Raw genomic sequence first — 25634 nt, 5'->3', positions numbered from 1 at the left:
GAATCAAAAAGAAGGACCAGCCAATAGACTGGTCCTTCTTTTCACATCTCCAATAAATACTTCATATCGCTGCCCTCTGTCGGGTACCCGAACAGCGTATCGCTCATCTGTTCCGCTGTCAGTCCGTGCCGCATCGCAATCGTAAAATAGTTGATCAGATGATCCGCTTCCCCATTCAGCACATGAGCGCCGAGAATGCTGCCGTCCGACTTGTCCAGAATGATCTTCGCCATGCTTGGACTGTCGCCGATACGTTTGTACGTGTACCAACCGGACATATCCACCGTATTGACTTTGATCTCTTTCCCGCTTTCTCTCGCCTGCTCCTCTGTCATGCCGACGGAAGCGAGCATCGGATAAGTGAACACGATCGAAGGAGTCGCCGTATAGTTGGGCCGCACGCTGTTTTCTTCAAGCAGATTTGCCGTTACAGCCCGCGCCTCTAGTCCAGCGATCGGAGTCAGCGGCAGCCCCGGTGAACCGGAGACATCGCCTGCCGCATAGACGTCGGGATTGCTTACGCTGCGCAGATACTCATCGACGGTAACGCCTTTTTTGTCGGCCGCCACTCCACCCTTCTCCAGATCCAGATCGTCCACGTTCGGAACCCGGCCGGCGCCGTGTACAGCCAGCCCGCATTCTAATCGGAATGGTTCGCCGTTCTTCTTCCCTTCCAGCACGTAACCTTCTCCGCTGCGCAGGATCTTTTCCGTTGTCGCATTAAAATGAAAAGTGATACCGAGATGCTCCATTTGTGCGACCAGCGCTTTCACCAGATCAGGATCAAAATTATGGAGCGGCTTATCATTGTGGTGGATAATATGCACATTGGCTCCGGCTTCGGCTGCAATATGCGCGAATTCGAAAGAAATGTAACCCCCTCCGATAAAAGCAATCGTTTTCGGCAGTTCCTCAAGATCAAGAAAACCTTCGCTGTTGCCCAGCAGTTCTTCGCCTTGGATCGACAGCTTGGCGGGCTGCGCTCCGGTTGCGATCAGAATTTTGCCCCCGGTCAGTGTATTCTCGCCAACCCGAATGCTGTTTTTATCTGCAAAAGAAGCCGTACCGTAAAAATAGTGAATGCCGGCTTGCTCAAACTTTTCTTCGGTCGATTCCGGAATTCCTTCGACAAATGTCTTCTTGAAAGCCATCAGCTCTGACCAGTTTATCGCATTCTCGCTCTCGATCCCCCTGCCTTTCAAGCTGCGACTACGCGCGATAATTTCGGCCGCCCCGGCCAGCACACGCTTCGGATCGCAGCCGTGCTGTGAGCAGGTTCCTCCAAATGGACGCGGATCGATAATGGCGACGCTCCAGCCTTTCTCCCGGCATGAAGTTGCGACGCTCTGCCCGGCGCTTCCCGTACCTAGGACAATCAGGTCGAATGTATGATCGGATGCTTGATTCATTGTGAAGTTCCCCGCTCTCTGTATGCAATCGGTATGCAATAGATTGGCTTGTTCCTTGAAGCATCATTACCCGAATCGCCGACTTGCGCTTCCGCTCTGCGGATTTTCTTGTGTTTGAAGCAAACGTCCATCCATCATCCAAATGATATCCGCATGAAAAACGGCCTTTCGAATCGGCGATTTCTCGCCGCCCGGAGGCCGTTTATGTTCTGCTTCGTTATTTGCCCGCTCCTTCGACGATTGTCGAAACCGCGTGTTTGTAAATGAGACTCTGCTTATTCGCAGGTGTACGAACGATAATGACAAAACGATCAAACGCTTCGACTTTGCCCTGGATTCTCGCTCCGTTTACCGTAATGACCGTGCAGTCGATGCCGTTCTCGCGCAGCTGCTGCAGTCGTCCGTCCTGCTGAAAGCCCATTTTCTGTTCTTCCGGTTGTCCGTTAGCCATGATGATCCCTCTCTCTATGTTAATGGGATTAAAACTACGTTTTGATCGAATCAAAACGTTTCTTCGTCATTATACCATCTCAGCACCCTTAGTCTCAAAAATGCCTACAGCGAAATTTTGGTCAGTGTAAAGCTGCCGTCTTTCGAATAATCGCGGTACGGACTCGCTACAATCTCGTCGACCGCACGAAGTTCGTCCTCCGTCAACCTGACTTCGAGGGCCTGCAAATTATCTTCAAGCTGACGTTCATTGCGGATGCCAACGATCGGAATGACGTCTGTCCGGCGCATCAGCCAAGCCAACGAAAATTGACTCAGAGTAACGCCTTTGGCTTCGGCCAGCTGTGCCAGACGTTCGACGGTATTCAGCTTGGCCTTGTTTGCCGGATGATCCAGATTCAGCGCTTCTCCACGGGAATTCTGCGGCAGCGGCTGTCCCTCTCGGTACTTGCCGGACAGCCAGCCTCCCGCAAGCGGCGAATAGGCCAGCGTCGCAATTCCGTGACGCTCGGCCGCCGGAAGAATTTCCTGTTCGCTGTAGCGTTCAAGCAGACTATAGTTCAACTGATTCGTGACAAAACGTTCCAGGTTCATCTTCTCACTCGTCCAGAGCGATTCGATCATGCGCCATGCTTCGAAGTTGGAACAGCCGATGTAGCGAACCTTACCCTGCCGCACTAAGTCGTCGAGCGCCCGCAGCGTCTCGTCGATCGGTGTATTCGGGTCGGGACGGTGTACCTGGTACAGATCGATATAATCCGTGCCCAGACGCTTGAGGCTTGCTTCGACCTGACGCATAATCCGGTGCCGGCTCGCGCCTTCTCCATTTGGTCCTTCGGCTGTACGGACTTTGAACTTGGTCGCCAGAATGACATCATCCCGTTTTCCCTTGACCGCTTTGCCGATGATCTCCTCGCTGGTGCCTTTGCCGTAAGTATCCGCCGTATCGAGAAACGTGATTCCCGCGTCCAAAATACGTGCCAGAATATCCAGTGAGCTGCGCTCATCCATATCCCAATCTCCGTAAGTCATCGTGCCGAGGCAGAGTCGGGACACTTCAAGCCCGCTTCTGCCGAGATATACATGTTCCATAGTAAGTGCCTCCGTTTGTATCGTTATCCTTCCTGCCCTGCCGAACAGCGCAGCGTCCATTCTCCGACAAATGTCTGCGGCAGCTCCACTGCGACCAACGCCGTTCGGTACACTTTCAAATCTTCGCCCAGATGAGCATGACTGTCCAATTCCTCGATTTCCACTTCAAATACGGATGAATCGAACAGCAGCTCCACTCTGCCTTTTTCTCCCCGCCAGATTACCGTTCCGTCTGTTGTGTCGGGACGATGCAGGCTGATCAGATGCTCGGTGATACGGTTGGGCATGCCCTGTTCATCACCATCCCGGAATTCGAATACGTCTTTCACTTCCAATGAAGCCGAAGCTTCTTCCTCATGACAGGTCCAAATAAAGTGTCGTTTAAAAGAATCCAGTCCCGCCGTTTCTCCATAAGCTTGTGTAAGATCCAAATCGAAATACACTTGATCCCCATCGTTTTCGCTGCGCAGAATCACGGCTCGATATTGAGGTCCGCCTTCTTGGGCATGGCCGTTAATGACCGGCACCGAATGACCGAGCGAAGAGGTATGAAGGTGCTGATAACGATTGGGACCGAAATAGTCCTGCGTATACACACCCGGCCCAAGATCGGACAGCAGCGTCTCTCCTGCGGCATGGAGAATAAAGTGCCCCAAGTCATTATGATTGTGCGGCTCGTCGTTACTGCCTCCCTTGGCTGAGAAAGCAAACAAGCCCGCTGAAGTATGGCATTTGTCGATCACCCATCCTGCATCCGGAAAACGAACGGTACCGGCGGGATTTTCTCCTTCCGCAGAAGTTTCATCGGTCCACAGCAGGTTCCGCACCTGATGCGGCCAGCGGTAACACTTATCATCGTGAAAAGACGGCGGGAACGGCACAGAAGGCGCGGAAGCGCCGATTCGATTACGTAGTCTGCTTAACAAGCCGGAATGCAGCAAATTCGTCGGCGAGCAGTCCGAAAAGTTGATGCAGGCGGGTTCTGTTAGGGAAACGACACCGGCATAATCGGCAATACGCCGAACTTTGGCATTCTGCAGCAGGTCGAGCTCTCCGCCGGTGTAAGCATGCAGCATTTCAGCCCAATACACGTAATAACCAAAGCCGTACGTCCAGTATCCGGCCCCTTCCATGCAGCAGCCGTCGTCGCCATAGCCCGACAGGAAGCTCTCCATCGCATCTACAATTCTGGCCTGCATCCAGGATAGGCGTTCCCGATCTTCGACCAACAGCAGAGCCGCCATGCCGACCGCACCGGCGCAGACAGCAGACCAGTTGTGATCCGCAGAGAACCAAAAAAATGGGCGTTCGCTGCGGAAAACCGGTTCGAAAATCCGGCGTTCAACTTCGCTGTATATCCGCTGCGAGATCCACGGATGGAGACGATCTCCTACCAGCAGCAGCATTTCGGCCAGTGCATGTGCCGTTTCGGCAGCAAACAGATCGACGATTCGATCGGGCGGCAGCATCTCTTCGGTGTCGGCATGAGCATCTGCATACGGCAGGTGTGCCGGGATCGCCCAACTGAATTCGGCGCAGATGTCCCAGACTGTTCTCTCCAGCGGGACAATGTACTTCTCATCTTCGTCGATCAGAAGAGCCAGCGTCAGCGCCAATAAGCGGGCACGCCTATTGAAGTACGGGCGTTCGTATTCCAGACGGGTGCCCTGCTCGTGGAAGGTCTGGAAAAGAGCAAAATCCAGCTCCGGCAGAGGGTCATCCAGACCGGCTTCAGCTTCACGGCGGATCTCTCCCAGCAGTCCGGCAAAGCGCTCTGAAGAGCAAATTTCGGCCAACTTCTCCGGCGTAATCACAGCTCCGGCCAAGCCTTCCGGACGCTGCTCCACCTGCAGGATCGCTTCCCTCAATCGATGATAAGCGAGCATGATTCTCCTCCTTATGAATACCTTTTTCGAAGTCACGGCGCCTACCCCACACAAAACGTAATCAATAAAAACAATTCGCCATTGATTTTGTTCATCCTGCTTAAAATAAAAGGTACAGGTACATTCTTTTATTTCGTACTCATCGAGACCCAATATGCAGTCCACCGAGACCAAGACTTTACCGTATTTTGATATCTTTTCCCATCGCTGCCCTTAAAAATCTGCTTCTTCAATAAATAAACGCAGAGCCGGGATAAAGGTTAGATCAATCGAAAGAAAGAAAAAAAGCCTCTCGGGAAATACCCAAAGAAGCTCGGTCTGGTCTGGTTATAGTCTGTCTAGTCTAAGTTCCGGTCCCTAAGTTCCAGTCCCTAAGTAAGACTCGGTCAACTCTGTTCGGTCAGCCATTTTTCCATATTTTTCAAAAGTCTCTGTTCCGCTTCCGCGTCGCCGTTCTGTCTGGAGTAAGCGAGAAACGATCCGGCTAACAGCGCGGAGTAGATATCGACAATCCGCCGCTGCTCATCATCCAGTCCCATCGCCCGGCATAGCTCTTTGGCATAAAACAACCGGTGTTCGCCGACATCGCACAAGATCGCCGTTTGTGTCAGCGCGATAAAGTATAGGGGATCGCCATAACAGACCACATCGAAATCGATCACGCCGCGCAGCTCGCCATGTTCCACAATCACGTTTTTGATCGTCAGATCGTCGAGGAAGCAGACAGGGTCGATTTCGGCAAAATACGTATGCAGCTGCTCAAGCTTCCGGTCCAACTGCTTCAGCATGGCGCTGCCAACGATCTCGCTGCTTTCGCGGAAGTTTTTCGAGCGCTCGCTGCGAATCAGTTCCTGCCAGGAAGTGAACGGAGCCTTTTCCCCAATAGGCGTCCAGCCGCAGCCTTCAACCCGAGGCAGCCGACGTACCATCCGCTGGAAAGAAACAATGCTCTCCGCCACAGCCGTCATCTGCTGTTCCGTCATATCTTCTAATTCGTCCCGCAGATCGCGTCCCGGAATCTCTTCCAGAATCATATAGGCAAACGGGCGATTTGCAGCTTCGACGTCATAAGCGAGAATACGAGGAACCGGAACGCCCAGTTCACGCAGATCCGCCATATTATCCGCCGTATGGCGCATCACGGTCCGATCCGTATTGGTGCGCAGAATGATCGAACGTTCCGGGGAAACTGCGCGGTATACCGTGTTGCGATGACCGAAGGTCATCTGCTGCAGCTCTTCAGGTTCGGAACCAAGCGTTTTGGCGGCGAGATGGCGGATCTGATCCTCCGTGATCGGCTGCATCAGTCTTCGTTCCTCTTCATCACAGCCACATACAGATGCGCCTGATCCCCCGGAATCCGGTACATGCCAATCGCATTCAAATGCTGAACGGACATGGCTGTCAGCTCCATGGCTCCACCCTCGTTGCAGTCGAACACATTCTCCACAAACACCGGACTGCCCGTTATATCATGCAGTTCTTTTAGACGAGCTGCCTGCTGCCTAACCTCTTCGGAGAAAATTTCGTGCGCCCAAGCCCACATCCAGCTTTCGTTGGCGGGCGACCAAGTCCCGATACAGATGACCTCAAACGAGATCTTATCCGATTTCCCTTCCCCTTCCCCTTCTTCGATAAAGTCCAGCATACTCTTTTCAACATCGATCCAATATTCGCTGTAGCGGCTTACCTCGTACGTCTCAATAAAGCGATCCTGCTTGGCATTCAGCTCTTCGTAGGCTTTTTTCAGAAAGTTCTCGAATTCGTTTTTGGTCATCGCCATGGATAGCGCCCCTTTTCTGGTCCTACAGCATATAGTCTGCAATTTTTGGTCTTATCGATACAGCCAAGCAGCTGCGGAATATCATTCAACAACCGACACTTTCTTCTCATAAAAAACGAGCGTCATACGTTCATTCAAGATTTTCCGCTCGCCTGTCTGACGATAACCGAGCTGCTCATAAAGTCGGCAGCTGCGATCCTCCTCCAATATTGCCTCCAGTTCCCATCGTTCGGCATGGTAATACTTCTGTTCGACCCAGGCAAAAGCCTGTCGGGCAATCCCTTTCCCTTGATGCTCCGGCAGCACAAAGATAGGACTGATTCGATAGCTCCCGTTCCTACTGTCAACAGCGACCACCCGAATTGCACCGACAGCGCGGCCTACACTTTTGATCACATAGTAGTCCGTTTCTCTCTGCAAGATTCTGTCCAATACCCGCTCGATCGATTGACTGGCAGGACTGGTCTCATGATCCTGGTATGTTTCCATTAGAGGCGTAAAAGCCCGGACCTGCATCTCATGGATCAACGGCGCATCTTCCTCGCTCGCAAGTCTCAGATGAATAGGAACTGCCCATTCCTTAGACATGATGTGCTCCTCCTCCGAAAAGATCGGCCTGCTATTTAAGTGAGACAAGCTATTAGTCCTATTATTCCGTTCTATCTGCTTCGATCCCTTTTATTCAATCCATATCTTGCTGCTCACCTTTTTGTATGTACGCTCTGATTTTCGGTTTACTTCTAGGCGCTGCCTCCCGCTTCTCCCCACGGATACTGTTCCAGATAGCCGCCACTGACTCCGTATCGGGTGAAAAAGGTAAGCTCTCCCCCTTTTAGCTCCAAGTCGAAGATTCGTTCGCCGGATATTTCCAGTCTTAAGTCGTACTTCGAAATCTCTTCTTCTACGTCGTCCAACAGGGTCAATACCACTTCGCGAACCAGTTCGCCATGCTCCTGCAGCAGCCAACGAAGCCTTGGAGGAAAAGTATCCCCAAGTATTTTGCCTCGAAAATAATAATCGAATTCCGGTGAGGATTCATATTCGATTTCCGCATACCGTTCATTCCGGCTGTAAGACACAATATAATCTTTCATTCTATTACTCCTCTGTTCGGATACCGATTCATGCTGGATTACTGACAGATCATCAGCACATTTCCATCCGGATCTTTGATATTGAACCAGTGACCGTTTTCCACTTCGGTAACCGGCTCGACGCCCAACGAACGTACAGTCTCCACGGACTCCTGAATATTGCTGGAAGCCAACTGCACGGCAGGGACCTTATGAATATGCTCCGGCGCATAAATTTTGCTGTCCAGCACAAGATTGATCCCATTTTCCATCGGCAGCACGTAGATGTGTCCGAACAGAATCTCACCATCTGTCGGCAGTCCCAGCAGCCTGCAGTACCAATCTCTTGCCCGCTCGATGTCGCTAACCGGAATAAAAAGCCCTCTTACGTGATTGGAAACAGCTGTACTCATTCGATTTCCACCTTTCGGTCGTGTGGTTTTTTAGACGTTTTTAGGACGCTTCTTAAAGCAAACGAACAACGTGCTGCCGAGTCGAATCGGAGGCTGATTTCGGTCCTTCGCGCCTTCTTGGATCGACGGACGATTTCAGTCCCAATCTTCTCCCTCCTACTTTACCGGGAGTTGAAGGAAGGTGCAAATGACATAAGGATTAGCCTTCCGCAAGCAGTAAAAACCGAATCTCTTCGTCAGATGTGTCTGCGATTAGCACGTCTACATGTTCTTTGGCACGATAAATCGCTGTGCCTTTCTTCAACTTGGTAGCGTCGCCGTCTCTGAACGAATCGCCGTTTTTGTTCTGACGAAGCACTTTGGTCAAACGTTCGCCGCGAGTTAGTTCAAGTTTGTCTACCCACGGTACACCGGCTTCGTATACAGTGCTTTCGTATTGAAAAAGATTAGCTTTCGGATTTATCAGAAGAACTTCAGAAGCGGTCGGCATACTGGATACGCTCATTTGGGTACTGGCCGTATCTTGTCCGGTACAGCCGCTCATCAGCACCGTGCATCCGATTCCTGCCGCAAATAGGATTTGTCGCAGCATGGCTCTACCTCCCTTAACGATTCATACTTCTATCCTGCACCGTTTAGTCTTTACCCTTCTTCCTCATTATGAGCATCCAGCTTTTTAGTCAAATACAAGACCAAATTGTCGTCTATCGTAACGGTGTCGCCGTAGTGCGCATAACGGTCTCCAGTATAAACGCCTTTTCCGTCAGGAATATAGCCGCGCCGGGCGTACAGGACCTGCGCGGCTCCGTAATCGGCGAAAAGTCCTACTCCTATTCCTACCACCGATGATCGCTCACAGGCAGCCATCCCCTCCCCGTCTGGCAGAAACAACCTACTTCTGCCTCGCAATAATAAAAGCTTTATCCGTACGTTCGAATCCCACTTTAGGATAATAGTCTACTGCACCGGGAGCGGACAGCAGGACCAGCGAGCATTCCTCTCCAATCCTCGTCCGAACTTCTTCAATCAGACGGCGGCCGATTCCGCTTCCCTGGTAAGCCAAATCCACTGCCAGATCGGACAAGTAGCAGCAGTAAGCATAATCCGTCAGAGCCCGTGCAATTCCGATCATCTTCCCGTTATCCCAAGCTGTAATGACGATATCCGCTGCCGCGATCATGCGCCCGATCCGCTGCAAATCCTCGTACGGACGCTTAATGCCCGACTTCTGAAATACGGCGGATACTTCTTCCGGAGAAATCTCCCGATCTTCCCGATAAACAAAATCCACTGCTGTTCGCCTCCTGTTTTATTTAATATCCTCTTGCTACCCTTAGCTTAAAGCTGAGTCCAGGCTGTGCGTATGTATCCCAACTTCATGCCGGCGCGTTCCATATTGCGGTGGCTCTGCGACAGAAACGCGCATTGTCCCACCACCCATTCGCAGTTCCGGGTAAACGCTTCCGATATTCGATGCTCCAGCAGTTTGCTATGCAGGCCATATCCCCGAAATTCCGGCAGCGTCGCGGCAAATGTCAGAGAAGCCGTGCGCTCGCGTTCGAACAGTACAGCCGCTGCGGCAGGGGTTCCGTCCAACTCGGCTATATAAAACGTCCAGCCTTTCCGACTATACAGCACTTCATTGTTGCGTTTGACGTGGGGAATGCCGTTATCCGGCAGTCCTGTGCCCCGACAGTGCAGCATCGCGTACAGTTCGAATTCATCCGGACCGATTTCTCGGACAACAATGTTGTTCTTATCGGTCTCCGTTCTCCTGCCAACACTTTGAAGAAATTCCGACGGTGCGGTAATTAACGAACAATGGAAGCCTGATTCGTACAATCCCAGTTCGACCATTCGTTTTAGGAAGTCTGTTCCTACTCGCGAAGGCACGATTTCCAATTGGGCTTTACGGCCTCGGCTTTGGTAGAATTCCAGAATGGATTCCAGATCATCCATATGTGCGTCTGTCAGACCTTTGACTGTATTAAAAGAAGGCCAGGGCATCGTCCTGCTCGTAAAGGCGGCGGCGCTGCCGAAGTTCCGGATCTCCACGCCTTCGGGATTGCCGGGTCTGCCCTGAATCGCCAGCATTCGGTCGGTCATATAGTCGATCTCGGACTTTTCGATCGCTTCAACTTGTTCGGAAGAAGGTAACAGCGGAAAGTTAATGTTCTGCATCGTCTACTCCCTTTCTCACATGACTTCCCCATCTGCCAGTACGCGTCCGATAAACACGCTTTTCGCCTGTGTATAAGCTTCCCGGTCGTCCCGGTAGCGTTCTGCCAATTCCATTTTCAGCTGCGCGTACTCTCCAACAAGATCCGGCCGCTGCCGCAAGACGTCTCGAAAACGAAGTTGGACGTGCCAGCGTTCTTCATGCTCCTGGATCAGATGAAGATGGCATTTGCGCCGATCATTCTCCACTTTGACGAAAAAACGGCGCCATTCGTGTCCGTCCAACTCGGCTGGGACGTAATGCCAATCCTCCTCACTTAAATGTTGAATGACGACCTCCAGTTGTGCATAAGACGGAATTTGCGCCATCAGATCGAGAATTGGTTTGGCCGGCAGACCGGGAATGGAGGTGCTTCCGATATGCTCAACTTCGCTCACGCCGTAAGAAGCCAGAAGTTCGCGCAGACGTGCAGCTTCCGCTTTTCCTTTTTCCACCCACGCTGGATCGGCAGACTTGATCTCTACCGATTCCGTCGCCCAGACCGGCCAATCATTGGGCTGCTCGTTGGTCATTGTAATGCTCCTTTCGTATTCAGTATTTAGCATCCAGCTTGCCGCCTCGTTCTATTCCGCTGCTGTATGATCGGGATAAGCAGGCAGAAAGCGAAAGCATCTTTAGTCCTCTTCAGTGTACTCCATTACCAGCTTGTCACCAAGTAAACGGAAAAACGGTACATTATCCCAAAAGGGTGAATGTACCGTTTTTATTGAGCCTCTTTATTCCCATCCTTATTAATTGCCGAGTCGCTCAGCACCTTTCTGGCTGCTGTACGATTTTACTGCGTATTTATTCGCCCACGTACATGCTCTGATCCTCCAGCCGAATCAATACTTTACCAAAGCGCCCTCCTTGATGGACCTGAACCTTGTCTTCCGGATAATTTCGCTTCAGATGTTCTTCGACGATGCTCCGGCTCCGCTCATCCGCAGGCAGATCATGATGGCGCAGCCACATCATGGCCTCCTCTAGAGCTTCCTTATGCGTGTGCTCGGTCGTTTTCAGCTCGCGTGTGACCAGCGTCTCGTAAGCGCAGCCTTTGAGGCAGAGCAGATGCAGCAGATAACCCATTTCCGTCACTTTTGCCTCAAATGGCCTGCCCGTAATCAGCGGTGTTACTTCATTAACCAAGCTGTTCTCCGACGAGCTGACCGGCATACTGATATAAGCGAACTTGCGGGCGCAGCTTAAAATGTGTTCTACACTGTCCCAATCATGAACGACCGGGCACATGGAGACGAAGACCAGGTCAAATGCCCGATCCCAGCCTTTTTGCCGAATATTGATTTCTTCAAACTGTCCCGAAACGATCTCCACTTTATTTTCCGTAAAACGGGCAGTGTTCCGCTTCAACAGTTCGACCTGAGGCGGCGAAGATTCGAATGCGGTGACGTTGGCTCCCCGTTCGGCAAAAGGCACTGTGAACACGCCCGAAGCCGCACCGACATCCAGCACCGACGCTCCTTTGAAGTTTACGCCGCGGCTTTCAAGCCAATTCACAATTCTTGTGCTGCGTTTTCTTCCTTCTTCATTAAACGACTGCTCGTTGAACTTCTGGGCTTTGGCGTTAAAGGCGGTCGCCGGATCGATTCCCGATCTCCGCATCCGAGCTGCTGCGCCGTCACGATACTCTTTCCATTCCTGCTCCCATACTGTTGGATTGAAAAATGCTTTCATGTCAATTCACCTTGACCTTTCACGGTTTGATCAAATCTATTATAGATATAATATATCTATAATAGATGAGTTTATACAGTCTGGCAACCTTTTTGTGTGGAGATGAGAAGGTTTGGCTCCCTATGCAAAAAGCCTCTGCCGAAGGCAGAGGGCTTAAAACCAAAAGTAATCTGAAAGATATGTACAGACAGGATAGGACTTCTCTTCCTAACTTCCTATCATTCTTAAATACTGTTCAAAAAAAACCTCAACTTCTTTCCTGGATGTCAAAATGACCGTCTGCTTGCCCTCCCCGTGCTGACGGATCGCTTCCAACACTTTAGGACGGACTTTTTTTCTATAGTTCCAGACCCAGACAAAAAATTCGGCGTCCAGCTTCTCTTCGCAGGCTTCATTCAGGTCGGGACGAGATTTGCCATGGTACATCAGCCGTCTCTTGATAATCCGGTACATGCACAGCAGCCTCCGCATATCCAGAAAAACAATCGTGTCCGACGCTTGCAGCCGGATATCCAGTGTTCGGGTATAATTGCCGTCCACGATCCATTCCTCTCCGCTTACCGTTTCCTTAAGAAACTTATCCCACTCATCGTTAGGAGTCGGCGTCCAGCCGGCCTGCCAGTAATGACTGTCCAGATGGATCACCGGCAGCTCCATATGCTCCAAAACCCCATTTTTCAGCAGCTCGATCATGACATGTCTTTTTAATCAAAGTCCAGCGGTGAAGCTTCGGCAGACATTCATCGCAGAGCAGTTCTCTCACGCCTGTATTCGAGCAGATGCTTTGACGACCTGCGGTTGGTTGGCTGGTTGGAAGTCTTTTTTGAGCGTAATAAATTTGTAGAGTCTTAACGAATCGCGCTCTCTCGATATGATCTGTCTCCGATACTCTTCGAGCAGCTTCTCGGATTCGATAAAAAGCAGCGTTTTGCGAATCTTTTTCTGCACTTTCTCGTATTTTTTTACTTTAAGGTACTTCCCTTTTTTCTTCCACGAGCTTTTTTTGAATATTTTCGATATCTTATCCGCATCATGCAAAATGCAGGCCAGCCGTTCTTCCTCGGTATACCGGGTACCTTTATAGATTTTTTCTCTTTTATTATGCAGCGTAATGGCTCTCGCAATCTTGTGTAGTTCAATCTCTGTTAAGGCCTCTTCAAAGAAACGTTCTCCGGTCAAATCTTTAAGCAGCCGGCTTGACTTGATCGAATGTTTGTACGAAGAATCGATTAACTTAATTGCATCGTGCATCATGGTGGCGTATTCGATCATTTTCTCGTCCGTTTGTTCTTCAATTCGGCTGTTGATTTCTTTGGCGATGACATATACACATTTGGAATGCAGCATAATTTTTTCGCTTTTTTTCTCTAACTTTTTTTTAAAATCTGTCGTTCCCAAAAAGTTTTCCAACCGTTTTATTTTCCGGTCTGTTTTGGATCGATATTTTTTGAGGCTTTTGATTTCTTTTTTAGTGTTTTCTTTTTTAGATAGTTTTTCGCAATCTTCGGTCACTTGCTTTTTGGCATTTTTCAGGTTCAGAATTTCTCTCTTCAAGAAGGCTTCGTGATTTTTAATGACTTCTCCGAAAAGGAAGGACAGTTTCTCCGAAACTTCCGATTCCAATCCGTCTGTCATTTCAGCCAGTTTTTTCTGGGATTCCCTGTAGATTAATCGTGATGCGTACATAACATTCAGAACTCCTTATTCATGCAGATTAGTTTCCTTACAGCCGATATTGGATCAGCTGTTCGATTTTCCCGGCATATTCTTCAAATCCGTTCCGGCTTATTTCTTCAAATCCGATTTTCTCCAACATTCGCCGCGACCGCTTATTCGACTCATGGGTTTCCGCTGTAAAAGTAGTAAGCGCGTACGTCTCTCTTCCATATTCGACTATGCTTAGTGCAGCTTGGTGCCCAATTCCTTTTCCCCATAAATTACTTTCACCAATCGCGATCCCCAATTCGGCACAGCCATTTCCGATCCCGGCCAAGTCACCATAACCAATCAGCCTACTTTCCCATTGTATACCGATTCTTGTAAAAGTTTCTTTTTTCATATGCACGCAGTAGGACCACCATCTCCGAAGTTCTTCTTCGTCTCGGTTTGTTTCCCATCCATTAGCCAGGCAAAATGAATCATCGCGGCTCCAGCATAGAATAGTATCGAAATCATCTATGGTTATGGGTCTGAGTTGAATGGTTGAAGATTGATGCATCGTCTGTATGCTCCTTATCGCTTTCCTTTATTTCCCCAAAATATCTCTCAGCTTTTCCGCATCTTTCAACGGAATTGAATAGCCTTGATACGAATTGGAGTCCTTGACTAAAAGACCATTCATTTTTGGATCTGACCCAAGCGACAAAGCATAACCCTGCTCATTTTCTGAAGAGATCAGAGTCATTTCATATTCCGCGGAATAATCCAATATACCCGGGAATTTTTTGGCATGTTTAATCGCTTTTTCGAATGCACTTGTAACTTCTTAATCTTGCGATTCAAAATCTGTACAAGCGAAGTCATTATTCCGATTCAAGCACTCCAGCTTCACCGATTCTACCGACTCTGCTTTGGAGCAGCCGCCGAGTAGGAATAGGAAGACCAATAAGAAAAAGAAGCCTTTTCGCATGACTAATGCTCCTCTCTGTTTCTTTGTTCATCCTATATAAACGCACCAGCTTGCTCTTGCGTTACATGACGAGCAGACAAACCCTGAGCAAACGTTGTTTTTCCACCAGCAGCCATGTCATCGATATATTTTTGCATACGAGTAGGAATATTCATCAACACAATCTATTATCGCCAGCCTTCCTATTCTTATTCGAGCAGTTGATTACTAGTTGGTGAAAGAATCTGATTGTTCATTCCCAGACAGTGAACGTTTACTCTCATAATTTGAACGATTAGTCCCCGGGAAGAGCACTATTCGTCCTATGCTTTTTATCCAACTTCCGTTAATTCTATGCCGCATGCAGCTGCAATTGTGTTGGCCACTTCCCCAGGCGTTAGCTCATCGGTAAAAATAGGAATGCTGAATTCCTCCTGCGACAGCGCAGATAAACAGCGATCAATCTGGGCTATACACCACGCATCAGGATCTTCGCCTCGGCCCAGCAGACGCTGAAGCAGCGTTTCCTTGCGGGCGAGCAGTGCAAAATGCCGGACTTCGATCCCCTGCGCACGTAGTCCCCCAATCAGTTCGTCAAAATACTGGGGACTTACGAGCGTCATAGGCACGATAATGGTTCCCTTGTACTCGCGGGCAAAGGTACTCAGCATAGAAAGATTAATTTTCCGCCACAGTGCATGATCCTGAAAATCACTTTTGTGCAGGCTTGCAGGAATATTGTCCCGTATGAAATAACCCGCCTGCTCCGGATCATAGAAAAAAGAACCTGGAATACGTTGATGAAGTTTTTCGGCCGTTGTCGTCTTGCCGGAACCAAATGCACCATTAATCCATATGATCATTACTGTCTCTCCTTCACACGCTAAATTCATATAAGTCCTATTTTTATGATTTTTATTTTTAGTAAATTCATTGTTTATTCGATTTCTTGATTCCTTGCCGTTCTGCACTGGTTGGGCTACAATTATCGATATGCCCAAACGGGCGGATTTATCCATTCCAGGAATTGCGAAGGTGACCCCATGATTGAGATCAGACATTCCCAACTCAGCGGAGGCGAATTTACACGCGGCGTTTTCGCGACGCGCGATATTGCCAAAGGCGAGCTGATTCACGAAGCCCCTGTCGTGGCTTACGACAACGACGATCACGAACATATTGAGAAAACAATTCTGGCTGATTATGTATTCGAATACGGTGCCAATCACACGGCTATTCTACTTGGTTATGGCAGCCTGCTCAACCATTCGTACACGCCGAACGCGACGTACGAAATCAGCTTCGAGAAGCATACGTTCGATTTCTATGCGTATACCGACATCAAAGCCGGAGAAGAGATTCTGATCAACTACAACGGCGAAGAAGACTGCGACGATCCGCTGTGGTTTATGGAAGAACAGGCCGAATCAGGCGAAGAGAAAGACGAAAATGAAGGTAAAGATAAAAACAAAGCATAAAGCTTCATTTTAATGAACACACTTTACTGCCTGAAAGCAAATTTCACTACCTGTAAATAGAGATAAGAAAAGCCGGCCGTCAAAGCGAAATTGCTTTGCGGACCAGCTTTTCTTTTTAAGTTGAGCTTCTGCTGACCACCTGTTCTTGAGAGTATGAATAATTGTTTTTACTCATCGTTTTTATTTATTTTCTTCTACTTTAAACCGCAGCACAGTCTTTCTTTTCTCCGGTATTGTTTTTCTCGGATCCGACAAATAAATCTCCCGATGAAGCTTGCTTGTACGCGTCCAGCCGTTATCTGCGCAGAAAGCCTCCATTTGGGCAAAACTGGCCGGTTCATGTTCAAAACTGCCTGCATGAAGCATCTGACAGCTGGTTCCGTCTTCAATCTCTTCAAAACAGACGCGATCCAGCGCCGGGTTGGGCTTTTTTCTCCGGGTTTGTTCGAGAAAATGTATAAATCCTTCTTGGGTCAAAAAGTCCGGCTGGCGGATCATGATTTTATACTTCAGGTTGCTTTTATCCACTGCCGTTTTGGTACGATCGACCAGGTCCCAAATTCCCTCAAGCGGAAACACCGTATATTCGTAGTACCCGGTCGGCACGTTGTCGCTTTTGTAAGACATTTTTACCGCGTAGCTCAAGCTGTACAAAGCCGCCGTATCTTGAGCAAACGGTTCCTCATTGGGATCTCCGCTGCCTTCTATCGTCAGAAACGGCATAGCAGGAATATGTAGAACTTCCGGGACTGCCTTGGGCTGATAGAATGACTTGTAATCTTTTTTGTAATGGATTTTGTTATTCATAACCTTTTCAGCTCCTGTCTAGTCAATTTCCTGTAGATTACTTTGTCCAAACTGATTTATTTTCCTCCTATTTCAAACTTTGATAAAATACGCGAAGCATTGGCATGTTTTGGACTCTGATCATCAGTAAGCTGATTTATGCAAGAACTATAGGAGAGGCCTTATTCTTCCATGATTATACAACTGCCGATCGCTTTGAGGTAGTAAAAAAGCCTGCACAAAAGTGCGGGCTTTTTAATTGATTATGTTTTTTCGAAGCAGCCTTTCCTACTTCCTACAGGCACTCGGGCTTCCATTGTCCCATAGGCAATCTGCTTATTTCTTCACTGCCACAATTCGGAGTCTCCGGTAATCCGCAATCCATTCTCCGTTTTGATACAGACTTGGTTCCAGCGCACTTGCACAGTTAGCCACAATCTCTGCCTGCTGCTGCGGGTCGATGCCTGCCAGCAGCGATCCGGCAAAAGCCTGGAGCCAATTGTTCAAGCCGTCTCCTCCGCTTCCCAGCGGGGTTGGACGATCGTACAGCTCGGCGTAGCGCACTTCGAAGCCGTGTTTTTCCAACAGGGGCGTGTATTGTCCCACCGACGGAAAATACCACGGGAAACGCGCTTCCCAATCGGTTCCGAGTCGGTCCAGCTCGTTCGTCAGCGCCTGTACGATCGCGCCAACATTGCCGCTGCCGCCAAACTCTGCGACGAAACGGCCGCCGGGCCGCAGCGCTTTTTCGATGGACTCGATCACGGCCTCGGGCCGCTTCATCCAGTGCAGCGCCGCGTTGGAGAATACGGCATCATACAGCTGCTCGCCCGGATCCAAGCGGAATTCCTCTGCATTTGCCACCCGGAAGTAACCATGCGGATACTTTTCCCGGGCAGCCTCGATCATCTCCGGCGAATAGTCCATCCCTGCGCAATAAGCGCCAACCTGCCGAATTTGTTCGGACAAATCGCCTGTACCGCAGCCCAGATCAATGATTCGTTCGCCTGCCTGCGGCTGCAGCAGCTCCACCAGTCCCATTCCATGCTTGGATACATAGCCGATCTGTTCGTCGTAATGCTTGGCATCCCACTTTTGTCCCACGCCCACTTTTCCCATTGCCGCTCATCCTCTCTGCTTGAACTTGTTCCTATTATCCGTTCGTTCGACAGGAATAGGAAATAGGTTTTTCCAACTGAAGCTATAGCGACAGGGAATAAGCAGGCTGGGGCAATGCTGGAAAACAGCGAGGCGATTACAATAAGGATCGACGCCTTCGCAGCTTCAGCAGAGAGAATACGGAGATCAGACACATTATTAGCCCAACAATTAGCAGAAATGCCCAATCATCATAAGCCATCGTCAGAATTAATTCCCATAAGCTTGAAGGGTCCGGAATTAGGTCCGACATTATAAGGAAAAGCAAACGCAGTTGGTAAGGTTCCTATTCCTATAATCATCAAGCCAATTATAAAAATAAGAACATAGAAGACGCTTAACGTAATCTTTTTCATTGGCTGTTCTCCCCTATCAAGCTAAATGTCGTACTGACTGCATTCCACACCGTAGACCTCCTCGTAGACTTATTCGCAAGTTTTTTTGTCTTTCAAATCAATCAACTCGATCAGTTTCTTTCTTAACGCATTCACCATGCTCCATTCTTGGTGCAGCGTCTCATATTCACTTAAATCGTATCTTTCGAGAAAGCGGTACTTGGGAAACCATTCAAAAAAAGATTTGCTCAACCATTCCCTTGTTCGATATCGTTCTAATGGATCTTCAAGTCTCTGAATAATTCCTCCGGCAGACAGCCCGCAAGTAAAAGACAGGAACGTAATGAAATCCGCACGTATGATTTCTCCAGGAACATACCTTTTGAACTCCTCTGCAAAGTCATCTTCCAAATGGTCAAAATCTTCATGAGGGAATTGACGTTTTGCTCCTTCAGAACGATAAAGTTCCAACACCTCTTCAATCTTACTCTCCAAATATTCGCCTCCTCTTCAATTTGAACCCTACTATATCTATGGACGTTTCGATGCTGCATTTAATTTGTATATGTTAAACTATGGTGCAAACTTTTTTGGTTACCGAATCGTTCAAGAAAGAGAAGGCTTACATTTAAAAGGAGGAGCGCTCATGAACAACCTTTCCACCACAAGAAAATCATCTTTCTCAAAAAAATTTTGGACAGCGTTAGATGTTATTTTGTTTTTAACTGCTGCTGCTTTGCTCATGTACACACTAAGCATTGATATGCAGCAGCCGCAAGCCGCATTGAGTCGTATTGCTTTTGGAATGATGATGCTTTCCTGCCTTTTGCGTATTCTGTATAGGTTTAAGTCTAGTGGGAAGAAATCCGAATATTAAAGTTAGCGACTCACATATGTATTTAAGTATTTTTCATTAGTATGGACAATAAAGAGTCTGCCAATGAAGCAGACTCTTACCTAATTTATCATTTATATTGGATAAGCCCAAACCCGATACCAACCGGATCTACGAGATACGCTAAATAATAGTTATCAAACTCCATCTTATCTCTAACAACTTCGCCCCCCATTCTTTTCGCTTGGTTGATCGAATCTTCGATATTTTCGACTTTAATTTGAACCCTAGTACCATGAGGAAAATCATTAGGACCTTGAGCTATTCCTCCGTCAATTCCTGGTTTATCGTTTGTTCCTGTTTCTACAGGGCAGTAACCCCAGTTAGATTCTCCAACTTTCCATCCAAACACCGATGAATAAAATTTTGCTGACTTGTCAGGGTCCTGACTGCTCATTTCAAATAATACAACCCGTCCCATAGTCCATCCTCCAATCGTATTATACCTATCCATATATTAACATCTTACCGAATGTATGTTCTCATGTAAATGCTTTTTTTATTTTTCTCTTCTGCTGATTTTCCCAGCGTGCACGTATTTCACTTTGCCGAATTCATAGTCTCTGCTTGAAACATTGAACCTTATTTACTCCGATCTTTCTTTAACAAATAACCATAACCCAATTCCAAAGAAAAGCAGCATGTAAAGGGCATCGACAACAAGGGATCCCGTTATGCCTGGCAATTGCTCTTTATACTGCGGATCACGCCAGTAAAGACTTAAATCATCGTGATGAATAAATAGAAGATGAGTCCATGAAGCTGAAATGAGGCCGCCGCCAAAGAGCAGCTGCATAAAATACAAAACTAATCCCCCGCCAACTCCGATCGCTGCCGATCTCGTCCAGATCCCAATCAAAGAGGCCAAGCCTGCATATAGAAAGCACTGCCATATAAGTGCTGCACACGAATAAACGGCTATTATGGAGTGTTCCCACTGCATACTGGACGCACCCGTAAGAAAAAGCGATAAAAAGGCTGCAAGACCTACACAGCAAACGCCTGTGACAATCTGCAGCATCATCGCAGTCACTTTTCCTGCATACAGTTTTGAACGCGAAGAGCTATGTAAAAACAGCTGTTTTAAGGTACTGTATTGATATTCATCCGTCCAAATGGAAGGAGATACGAGAATTGCCCAAGGGACAACCACCAGCATGCCTAACGCTCCAACTACTCCATCCATTATTTGAGGCATATTGACTTCAGACATAAGATCCTGAGAATATGTACTGGATAATAGGATCGCTGCTCCCACAAGTCCAATCAACGACAGGATAAAGATTTTTTTGTTTACAATCTTCAGACATTCATTCCGAACCAATTCAACTCACCTCGCCGCGTTTGGTTGTCCACTGCAAGAACTTCTCCTCCAGGCTCGAATTCACCGGTTGTACCCGATGAACGTCTACTCCTTCGCTGCATAGGGTTCGAATCAGCCTTGGAACCTGTTCCTCCTCAAGTGTAAGGAAAACCGCGTACAGTCCGCCGGGCAGCTCTTCTGCTTGTTGGTTTGTGAGGGAGTGATAATGTTCTCCTAAAAATTCAGCTAAGACTTTGCTTGTTTTTTCAAGGTCATTGACATGCAGCGTGAGTTGAAGTCCGCCGTCACCTGCCTCATACCCAATTTGTTGTTCGATCATCAGGCTTCCCTCTTGAATGACGATCACACGACTGGCCATCTGCTCGATTTCGGACAGTTGATGACTGGAGATCAGAGCCGATACGCCTAACTCTGAAGCAATCTTGCTTAAATAGTTCCGCGTTTCTCGCACGCCGGCGGGATCGAGACCGTTCAACGGTTCATCCAGCACAAGTAACTTCGGCTTCTTCAACAAGGCCTGCGCAATGCCCAGACGCTGTTTCATCCCCAGAGAATAAGTACCTACCCGCTGCTTCAGCGCATGGTCAATTCCGACGAGATTTGCAACTTCCAACAGCCAGTCTTTAGACGTGTTTTTATGCAGACGCTGGTATTGACGCAAATTTTCGTATCCTCTCAGATAAGGATAAAAGGCGGGAGCTTCAATTACTGCCCCAAGGTTATCAAGAGCTTTGGAGAATTGGGTCTTCATGCTGTTTCCCGCAATCCAGACATCTCCTGCACTTATTTTGCTCAATCCGACAATCATTTTCATAATCGTTGTCTTGCCTGCTCCATTGGCACCAAGCAGCCCGACTATTTCTCCTTCTAAAACGTCAAACGATATATCTTTTACAATCGATCTGCCTTTAATCTCCTTTGACAAATGCCGCACCGAAAGTATCGTATTCAAATTCTCCCTCCTTGGGCTGGAAAAGATTCTTCTACTCTTTATTCTTATCTATAAAACTCTCAAACCTGTCATGTAGTTATATTCTTTTTCATAAACTCCCTGTTTGTTTATTACGTTAGATCAACACTTAAATTACTATAAGTTTCATTCCATGTTCTTGTTTTCAAGAGCTAGGACGTATGCCCGCAGCATGAATGCTGTGTTATAGGATGTTGCTTCTTCTCCAAATCAACCTTCAAGCCATTCAATTTCTGTCATCATAGGTTCTAAATCTTCGCCTTCAATTACAATAATTACAATCACTGTCATTCCTTCTTCCGATCCCGATTCATGTATTTCTTCGGGTTCCCAATAGGCGGCTCTCCCCGATTGAATACGATATTGAATCCCCTCTTTACCGACTACCCAACCTTGACCATTCAACACTAAAAATAATTGATGCACCGCTGCTGGATGTGATCCTACAACTCCTTCAGACCCTATATGAAAACATCCTATATGTATCGGTTTGTTATGTTGAATGATTCTTGAGAAAATGGCATCTTTACTATCAAAATTAGTGATTTCTCTACCGCTATCCTTATCAAAATTAAAGATTCTCATCCAATCACTCCTTAAAGAACTTGAACTTATAGCTTTCGAACTAAACTCATCTTTTGAAGCACTTCAAGCAATGCCCTATTAAAAGTTCCAAAAATCATTATTCAAAAATGTAGTCCCACAATGCATAAGATTCTGAATCCACGACCATATCTCTCATTTCTTAGAGGGACCCGGAGCGTCAACAGGGTGTTAGTCGAAGGAAGTTTTAGAAGCAGCCATTGTATTCAAGGCCTTTTCAAAATAGCTATATACTTCATCCGCAATTCTCAGAAACTCTTCAACAAGTACATGATTACTATCCAAGTAACAAGCATACAGATAATTAACTAAAGCAGAGTCAATCTCACAATAATTTAATATGGCATTCTTCATCTTAAACATGTCATCTTCCCATACACCTGTATCTTCTAAAACCAACGAGTATAAGGCACGAATTAATCGCTTAGAGTAACCTTTAATTAATCTAGTTTTCATTGTGTGATCATTAGCATTAGAAAGTAAACGCCGTCTATGATCTACTTCATTCTTGGTTTCTGTATTTAAATCCAAAATGAATGCTGGAGAAATAATTATCGATGGCACTTTTTCACCAATGTCTTGACCATACATGCAAACGCAAATGATCTTAACCCAAAAACCCCACTCACTCGGTTTACTTAACACATCGTCAATCGAGCAAATGATCGTATCAATCTTAGTTACTACCGGATATTCTTCCAGAAGCCTGTCTTTAATAACTGACAATCTTTCATAATCAATATCATTGGGATTTACACATAAAACAGTAAAGTCTGCGTCTGACTCAAAAGGTCTAGCCGCTCCTTTTGGAATCGAGCCACACATATAAATGCTATGAATCTTACCTTTAAATTCAGTGAGTATTTGATCGATATACTTATCAACAAAATCCTTATATTCACTTTGTATGACAACTCTATCTATAACTTTTTCCAATATCATATAGACTCCTCCTAAACTAAGACTTCTTTTGGTTAACGTTGTTGTATTCACGAACCCGAGAAGCTTAAAGGAGTGAGCGGGTCGAAGACTTAGCCTCGCAGGAGTTGTCTACTGGATACTATTTCCTCGAAATTCCGCTGGCAGACCAAGGGGCGTAGTCCTGCAGCGTGAATACGGTGTTAGCAGATTTTAGGGGATTCTTTGAGCTGCTTTTAATGAATTCACGACTTTCAATGTGCTTGGTTCATTGAGATTGAGATATATTCTTCATCTTTAAGCCTTGTCACCATACAGTTCTCATTAGATTCAAATTCTACTATTCTCTCTTCAATTGTTTTATTAGTACAATCTTTAAATACGTCCTCTCTATCATAGTGAGGAAAAATAAGCTTGTCGGTTACACCCAATGCCTTAAAATCCGTTAACCCTATTGTGTTCATCTGTGGAGTAAAAAAATCGACAATGTTAATATTCGGCCCCAGTAATAACGTTCCCGCACTTACTCCGACTATAATTACATTCTGGGCGGCCAGTGATTTTATCATTTCATCAGCACCGCTTTTCTTAGCGTAATACAATAATGTAAATGGATTTCCACCATTGATATATATAACATCTCTATGTACAAGAACTTGTGGGTCATCAAATTCTATATCTACAAACTTAATATGCTGAAACCCCATGTCCTTGAAATCTTGCATTGCCTTTTGTGCATATCTATTATTTTCTTTCATAGGGGATGCTGTTGTGATAATAGAGACTTTTAATTGAGAAATATCTCTATCAATAAAATTCAGGAATTGATTCTTGATATCTTCAGTGTAAAAACCGCAACAGGTTAATAACAAGCTGCCCATTGAAATCCCGCCTTTAAATAATAGTTTATTTAGGTAATGCAGATTGAATAGACAGCCACTCTTTTTCCAAGTAGTTCAATATCTTTCTCGTGTTTCATTCCGTTCTTCTCCGCAACTTTTATTGAACCAATATTGCCGTTTTGAATTAAGGAAATTAATCGGGGATGCTCAAGATCCATTAATCCGTACTCTTTCCAGGCTTTGGCTTGCTCAAGGCCATAGCCCTTACCCCATTCATCTTTGACCACCCAATATCCAACCTCAAGCTCATTAATGTCCTCAATGATTTGTGGGATCAACCCAGAGTGACCAACCAATTTACTATTTTGCTTATTAAAAGCTAGATATAAACCAATTCCTTCATTATTCCAACCGATATACCGGTTAAGGCTCTCTATCGCTTCTTCTTTTGTCCATGGATTTCCATGCCGAATAAATTTCATAATATCCGGATTACTTGTCATCTCTAATAGTAAATGGAGATCATCACTCGAATAACTTCGAAAAATCAGTCTTTCAGTCTCTAGCACTTCACCATCTCCAATCCAATAGAATTACTAATGATTCAAGTATTTTGTCTAACGTTTCTCTATTTACGTGCTAGGTGTCCGGCATAGGCCGAATTAAGAGCGAATGCTCGTAGCGTGAATACTATGTTATATAAAATCATTGCTTTCTTGCGTTACTTCCCAAAATTGTTCGGTTTGTTTTAATAATTGTTTGTTGGTTCTTACTATTATTCTTTTCTCTGAATATACTCCTGTCATCTCTATAATTTCTTTTATACTGTCTTTGTCAAATTCCCTATTCCATACAAATAACATTTGATATAGATCCTTATAAGTTTGTCTATAATTACTCTGCTCTAAACCTAATCGTGTTCGAATAAATCTTCTTATTACTCTATAGTCCCTTTGAATTTTATTTGGTTTTATTATATAAATTAAATCTGCCCTCTTGAAGCTCTCATGTCCCCACTTATGGTGTACTCCTTCTATAATCCAAGATTCCCTATGTAAAATTTCGTTTAGTTTGGAATCTCTGATTTTTGTAGGGTATCTACGATTGGGATGACTTCTATCCCACACTAAATTATCAAGTTCATAATATTCGATTCCATATTTCTTCGATAGTTCTCTAGCGATATAAGATTTCCCACTTCCACATGCTCCTATAATGCGGATCTTTATAAGCTATTCCTCCTTTATGAGGTTTTCAATATTATCTTTGCACTGATTTCACAGAACGTTCCTGTATTCACGACTCGGCGTATGCCGGGTGTCCGACGGATGTCGGACCCAGGGCCGTATGGCCCGCCGCGTGAATATATTGTTGGTATTCTCAGTTCATCCCGGCTAGTTTGGGGATGAACTTTTTCTTTATACTGGAGAAAACACTGGGTGGAATAACGCATATTTTGTTGGGACACCGATCCCGTCTTGTAAAGTGTTATAAGCCCTTGCCTTTTGTTCATACCCCGATTTAGCTGGTTGGGCCTAGAGCCCGCATCACCGTGCCAACCTGTGGAGAACGAAAGTGCTGGCTCCAGTGAAATTAAGGAGGTCCTCATGAATCAACCGGTACTCAGTATTGACGTGGCTAAAGGTAAAAGTGTGGCTGCTGCTTTTCTTTCCTACCACGATTGTATGTATAAACCGT

At 46.6% G+C, this 25634-nt stretch carries 33 protein-coding genes and 1 pseudogene; 2 read left to right on the top strand and 32 right to left on the bottom strand.

What is annotated here, in order from left to right:
* Positions 1 to 41: 41 nt before the first annotated feature.
* The 19 genes from F456_RS0106255 to F456_RS21895 form a co-directional block, all read right to left on the bottom strand.
* Positions 42 to 1409, bottom strand: a complete 1368-nt coding sequence (locus F456_RS0106255; protein ID WP_018976150.1) for a dihydrolipoyl dehydrogenase family protein — start codon at positions 1407 to 1409, stop codon at positions 42 to 44.
* A gap of 217 nt (positions 1410 to 1626) precedes the next feature.
* A complete protein-coding gene (gene hfq / locus F456_RS0106250; protein WP_018976149.1) occupies positions 1627 to 1860 on the bottom strand; it encodes an RNA chaperone Hfq in 234 nt (77 codons plus the stop codon).
* A gap of 104 nt (positions 1861 to 1964) precedes the next feature.
* On the bottom strand, positions 1965 to 2951 hold the full coding sequence (locus tag F456_RS0106245) for an aldo/keto reductase (protein WP_018976148.1): 987 nt from the start codon (positions 2949 to 2951) through the stop codon (positions 1965 to 1967).
* 23 nt (positions 2952 to 2974) lie between these two features.
* On the bottom strand, positions 2975 to 4837 hold the full coding sequence (locus F456_RS0106240) for a heparinase II/III domain-containing protein (RefSeq protein ID WP_018976147.1): 1863 nt from the start codon (positions 4835 to 4837) through the stop codon (positions 2975 to 2977).
* A 386-nt stretch (positions 4838 to 5223) separates the two neighbouring features.
* On the bottom strand, positions 5224 to 6141 hold the full coding sequence (locus tag F456_RS21905; protein ID WP_018976146.1) for a phosphotransferase family protein: 918 nt from the start codon (positions 6139 to 6141) through the stop codon (positions 5224 to 5226).
* On the bottom strand, positions 6141 to 6620 hold the full coding sequence (locus F456_RS0106230; protein WP_018976145.1) for a DUF6882 domain-containing protein: 480 nt from the start codon (positions 6618 to 6620) through the stop codon (positions 6141 to 6143). Before F456_RS0106230 ends, F456_RS21905 begins: the two co-directional genes overlap by 1 nt.
* Positions 6621 to 6701: 81 nt before the next feature.
* A complete protein-coding gene (locus tag F456_RS0106225) occupies positions 6702 to 7208 on the bottom strand; it encodes a GNAT family N-acetyltransferase (RefSeq protein WP_018976144.1) in 507 nt (168 codons plus the stop codon).
* 152 nt (positions 7209 to 7360) lie between these two features.
* The gene (locus F456_RS0106220) at positions 7361 to 7714 is read right to left on the bottom strand and encodes a hypothetical protein (RefSeq protein WP_018976143.1); all 354 of its coding nucleotides are present in this window, start codon (positions 7712 to 7714) and stop codon (positions 7361 to 7363) included.
* Positions 7715 to 7752: 38 nt separating this feature from the next.
* Positions 7753 to 8106 (bottom strand): VOC family protein, encoded by a 354-nt coding sequence (locus F456_RS0106215; RefSeq protein WP_018976142.1) that lies wholly within the window; start codon positions 8104 to 8106, stop codon positions 7753 to 7755.
* 199 nt (positions 8107 to 8305) lie between these two features.
* Positions 8306 to 8698: a hypothetical protein gene (locus F456_RS0106210; RefSeq protein WP_018976141.1), complete on the bottom strand. Its 393-nt coding sequence runs from the start codon at positions 8696 to 8698 to the stop codon at positions 8306 to 8308.
* Between the two features lie 50 nt (positions 8699 to 8748).
* Positions 8749 to 8997, bottom strand: a complete 249-nt coding sequence (locus tag F456_RS21900) for a hypothetical protein (protein WP_157060011.1) — start codon at positions 8995 to 8997, stop codon at positions 8749 to 8751.
* A gap of 1 nt (position 8998) precedes the next feature.
* Positions 8999 to 9397 (bottom strand): GNAT family N-acetyltransferase, encoded by a 399-nt coding sequence (locus F456_RS0106200; protein ID WP_018976139.1) that lies wholly within the window; start codon positions 9395 to 9397, stop codon positions 8999 to 9001.
* A gap of 47 nt (positions 9398 to 9444) precedes the next feature.
* Positions 9445 to 10287: a GNAT family N-acetyltransferase gene (locus F456_RS0106195; protein ID WP_018976138.1), complete on the bottom strand. Its 843-nt coding sequence runs from the start codon at positions 10285 to 10287 to the stop codon at positions 9445 to 9447.
* A gap of 15 nt (positions 10288 to 10302) precedes the next feature.
* Positions 10303 to 10857, bottom strand: a complete 555-nt coding sequence (locus F456_RS0106190; protein ID WP_018976137.1) for a GrpB family protein — start codon at positions 10855 to 10857, stop codon at positions 10303 to 10305.
* A gap of 274 nt (positions 10858 to 11131) precedes the next feature.
* Positions 11132 to 12019: a class I SAM-dependent methyltransferase gene (locus F456_RS0106185; RefSeq protein WP_018976136.1), complete on the bottom strand. Its 888-nt coding sequence runs from the start codon at positions 12017 to 12019 to the stop codon at positions 11132 to 11134.
* Between the two features lie 207 nt (positions 12020 to 12226).
* The gene (locus F456_RS0106180; RefSeq protein ID WP_018976135.1) at positions 12227 to 12712 is read right to left on the bottom strand and encodes a P-loop NTPase family protein; all 486 of its coding nucleotides are present in this window, start codon (positions 12710 to 12712) and stop codon (positions 12227 to 12229) included.
* Positions 12713 to 12778: 66 nt separating this feature from the next.
* Positions 12779 to 13366: an HD domain-containing protein gene (locus F456_RS24525; protein WP_169577832.1), complete on the bottom strand. Its 588-nt coding sequence runs from the start codon at positions 13364 to 13366 to the stop codon at positions 12779 to 12781.
* A gap of 376 nt (positions 13367 to 13742) precedes the next feature.
* Positions 13743 to 14237 (bottom strand): GNAT family N-acetyltransferase, encoded by a 495-nt coding sequence (locus F456_RS0106170; RefSeq protein WP_018976133.1) that lies wholly within the window; start codon positions 14235 to 14237, stop codon positions 13743 to 13745.
* A 722-nt stretch (positions 14238 to 14959) separates the two neighbouring features.
* A complete protein-coding gene (locus F456_RS21895) occupies positions 14960 to 15490 on the bottom strand; it encodes an AAA family ATPase (protein ID WP_018976131.1) in 531 nt (176 codons plus the stop codon).
* A gap of 180 nt (positions 15491 to 15670) precedes the next feature.
* Here F456_RS21895 and F456_RS0106155 point away from each other — a divergent pair, with 180 nt between their 5' ends.
* Positions 15671 to 16105, top strand: a complete 435-nt coding sequence (locus tag F456_RS0106155) for an SET domain-containing protein (RefSeq protein WP_018976130.1) — start codon at positions 15671 to 15673, stop codon at positions 16103 to 16105.
* A 180-nt stretch (positions 16106 to 16285) separates the two neighbouring features.
* On the opposite strand, the gene F456_RS0106150 is transcribed toward F456_RS0106155, so the two are convergent.
* The 4 genes from F456_RS0106150 to F456_RS21890 all read right to left on the bottom strand — a co-directional run bounded on the left by F456_RS0106150 (position 16286) and on the right by F456_RS21890 (position 18879).
* A complete protein-coding gene (locus F456_RS0106150; RefSeq protein ID WP_018976129.1) occupies positions 16286 to 16912 on the bottom strand; it encodes a GyrI-like domain-containing protein in 627 nt (208 codons plus the stop codon).
* A gap of 315 nt (positions 16913 to 17227) precedes the next feature.
* Positions 17228 to 18010 carry a class I SAM-dependent methyltransferase gene (locus F456_RS0106145; RefSeq protein ID WP_018976128.1) on the bottom strand — a complete coding sequence of 261 codons (783 nt, stop codon included), beginning with the start codon at positions 18008 to 18010 and terminating at the stop codon, positions 17228 to 17230.
* A gap of 230 nt (positions 18011 to 18240) precedes the next feature.
* Positions 18241 to 18405 carry a hypothetical protein gene (locus tag F456_RS24250; RefSeq protein ID WP_018976127.1) on the bottom strand — a complete coding sequence of 55 codons (165 nt, stop codon included), beginning with the start codon at positions 18403 to 18405 and terminating at the stop codon, positions 18241 to 18243.
* A 69-nt stretch (positions 18406 to 18474) separates the two neighbouring features.
* The gene (locus F456_RS21890; RefSeq protein ID WP_018976126.1) at positions 18475 to 18879 is read right to left on the bottom strand and encodes a YxiJ family protein; all 405 of its coding nucleotides are present in this window, start codon (positions 18877 to 18879) and stop codon (positions 18475 to 18477) included.
* A gap of 151 nt (positions 18880 to 19030) precedes the next feature.
* Between F456_RS21890 and F456_RS0106130 the strand changes: the two genes are divergently transcribed.
* Positions 19031 to 19261, top strand: a complete 231-nt coding sequence (locus tag F456_RS0106130) for a hypothetical protein (protein ID WP_018976125.1) — start codon at positions 19031 to 19033, stop codon at positions 19259 to 19261.
* Positions 19262 to 19349: 88 nt separating this feature from the next.
* On the opposite strand, the gene F456_RS0106125 is transcribed toward F456_RS0106130, so the two are convergent.
* From F456_RS0106125 to F456_RS25070, 9 genes and pseudogenes are all read right to left on the bottom strand, one after another.
* Positions 19350 to 19700, bottom strand: coding sequence for a VOC family protein (locus F456_RS0106125; protein WP_018976124.1), 351 nt, complete (start codon positions 19698 to 19700; stop codon positions 19350 to 19352).
* Between the two features lie 165 nt (positions 19701 to 19865).
* A complete protein-coding gene (locus F456_RS0106120) occupies positions 19866 to 20603 on the bottom strand; it encodes an ABC transporter permease (RefSeq protein WP_018976123.1) in 738 nt (245 codons plus the stop codon).
* 1 nt (position 20604) lies between these two features.
* The gene (locus tag F456_RS0106115) at positions 20605 to 21555 is read right to left on the bottom strand and encodes an ABC transporter ATP-binding protein (protein ID WP_018976122.1); all 951 of its coding nucleotides are present in this window, start codon (positions 21553 to 21555) and stop codon (positions 20605 to 20607) included.
* Positions 21556 to 21783: 228 nt separating this feature from the next.
* Positions 21784 to 22158, bottom strand: a complete 375-nt coding sequence (locus F456_RS0106110; RefSeq protein ID WP_018976121.1) for a hypothetical protein — start codon at positions 22156 to 22158, stop codon at positions 21784 to 21786.
* 189 nt (positions 22159 to 22347) lie between these two features.
* Positions 22348 to 23118 (bottom strand): hypothetical protein, encoded by a 771-nt coding sequence (locus F456_RS0106105; protein ID WP_018976120.1) that lies wholly within the window; start codon positions 23116 to 23118, stop codon positions 22348 to 22350.
* A 230-nt stretch (positions 23119 to 23348) separates the two neighbouring features.
* Positions 23349 to 23975 carry a Type 1 glutamine amidotransferase-like domain-containing protein gene (locus F456_RS0106100; RefSeq protein WP_018976119.1) on the bottom strand — a complete coding sequence of 209 codons (627 nt, stop codon included), beginning with the start codon at positions 23973 to 23975 and terminating at the stop codon, positions 23349 to 23351.
* A 29-nt stretch (positions 23976 to 24004) separates the two neighbouring features.
* On the bottom strand, positions 24005 to 24505 hold the full coding sequence (locus F456_RS0106095; RefSeq protein ID WP_018976118.1) for a GNAT family N-acetyltransferase: 501 nt from the start codon (positions 24503 to 24505) through the stop codon (positions 24005 to 24007).
* 126 nt (positions 24506 to 24631) lie between these two features.
* Positions 24632 to 24799: a hypothetical protein gene (locus tag F456_RS24730; RefSeq protein WP_018976117.1), complete on the bottom strand. Its 168-nt coding sequence runs from the start codon at positions 24797 to 24799 to the stop codon at positions 24632 to 24634.
* Positions 24800 to 24907: 108 nt separating this feature from the next.
* A pseudogene (locus F456_RS25070) lies at positions 24908 to 25150 on the bottom strand (hypothetical protein); the annotation flags it as partial.
* Positions 25151 to 25634 lie beyond the last annotated feature (484 nt).

Source organism: Saccharibacillus kuerlensis DSM 22868 (genome assembly GCF_000378145.1).
GTDB lineage: Bacteria > Bacillota > Bacilli > Paenibacillales > Paenibacillaceae > Saccharibacillus > Saccharibacillus kuerlensis.
The sequence above is the reverse complement of the archived record's forward strand: the minus strand, read 5'-3'. Positions and strand labels throughout refer to the sequence as shown.